Genomic DNA, 944 nt, shown 5'->3' on the forward strand with positions numbered 1-944 from the left:
ACCGCGATGTAGGTCGCCCGCGGAACCGACTTTCCGGCGTTCTTCGTTTCTTCGCTGTAGATAGCGGTTTGTTCGAACCCGATGTACACGATGAAAGTCAGGACAAGAAGGGGTCCCAGGGCGGAGAGCGTCCAGTTTGCCGGGTTGAAGGCTGCAAGGGTATAGCCCTCGGGAGTTCCTTGAACAAGGATGGCAACCGCCAGGATGAAGAGAATCCCTATCTCCAGCATGAGCAGAACGCTCAGTACCCGTGCGCCGATGTTGACCTGGCAATAGGAAAGCACCCCGACGGTCAACCCGATGACGACGGCGGACACGCCCCATGGAACGTCCAGGCCGAGGAAGCCCTGAAGGGCGTTGGAAGCGAAAAGCCCGGCCGCAGCGCAGAACCCTATTTGCCCTAGGGTGTAGCCGACATAGGCGACAAGGGCGGCACCGGAACCGATTCTGTCTCCGAGGCCCGCCTTGATATACGCGTAGAAAGCGCCGGCGTCACGAACCCGCTTCGCTATGGTGATGAAACCGACCGTGAACAGGGTGTAGACCAGACCGGCGACAAGGTAACCGACAGGGGAAATCCCGCCGCCTTCGAGGAAGACCATGGGCAGGAAGCCGGCAAGCACGGTCAGCGGTGCGGCGGCGGACACCACGAAAAAGACCAGATGCGGTGTGGAGACGGTGTTACCACGGAGCTTATTTGAAGGGGCCGGGTTGGATTGAATCTTCATTGTTTCTCTCCATTGGAGTCTGGGTGATCAGGACGTCGTGCGCAAGACGCGTGCGGGGCTTCTGAGTAGTGCGTTGTGCGCGCTGATCTCCGCGGCGAAGAACGACTTCAAGGAACGGCGTTCCGTTTCATCGACCCAGATGTGGTCAAGGACATCGAGTGTGAGTTCTTCAAGGTCAGCTTCGCTGGCGCCGACGGCGTGCGCGTACATCGCGTA

At 59.4% G+C, this 944-nt stretch carries 2 protein-coding genes; both read right to left on the bottom strand.

From position 1 onward, the window contains the following. Nucleotides 1-728: APC family permease (locus NFJ07_RS25560; protein ID WP_269998903.1), on the bottom strand; the 728-nt coding region annotated here is incomplete at its 3' end. A 27-nt stretch (nucleotides 729-755) separates the two neighbouring features. Further along, the coding region (locus NFJ07_RS25565; protein ID WP_269998904.1) for a hypothetical protein at nucleotides 756-944 on the bottom strand (189 nt) is incomplete at its 5' end.

This window comes from Arthrobacter sp. B2a2-09, from assembly GCF_027587375.1.
Classification (GTDB): Bacteria; Actinomycetota; Actinomycetes; order Actinomycetales; family Micrococcaceae; genus Arthrobacter.